The following is a 292-nucleotide window of genomic DNA, read 5'->3' as shown; positions in this document are numbered from 1 at the left end:
AGATTCCCTGGTGGCGGATCGTTGGCGCGGGCGAGATAGCCGCCGAGCCTGGCGATCTTGATGAGATAATGCGACAATGTCTTTCGTTGTGTGCTGACTGGCGTCTTGTCTTTGACGAGCCGATCAAGCAATTGGATTTCAGCTTTGGTCAGCACAAATTCCGGTGAGGCATTTGGCGCTGAACGATTGAGCATCGTCATCCAAAAAATGCGCCAGCTCACAATGCAGAATACCGAGATCAGATTCGTCAATCGCTGAGCAGTCCGCAGTTGCGAGTCCTCTGCCCTACATC

Annotated in this window: 1 pseudogene; it reads right to left on the bottom strand. The window is 52.7% G+C overall.

Going from position 1 to position 292, the window contains the following annotated elements:
• A pseudogene (locus XI09_RS08310) lies at positions 1 to 251 on the bottom strand (IS4 family transposase); the annotation flags it as partial.
• Positions 252 to 292: the final 41 nt, after the last annotated feature.

It is taken from the genome of Bradyrhizobium sp. CCBAU 11386, assembly GCF_028128955.1.
GTDB lineage: Bacteria > Pseudomonadota > Alphaproteobacteria > Rhizobiales > Xanthobacteraceae > Bradyrhizobium.
Note: the sequence above shows the minus strand (reverse complement) of the source record. Positions and strands in the feature narration are given on the sequence as shown.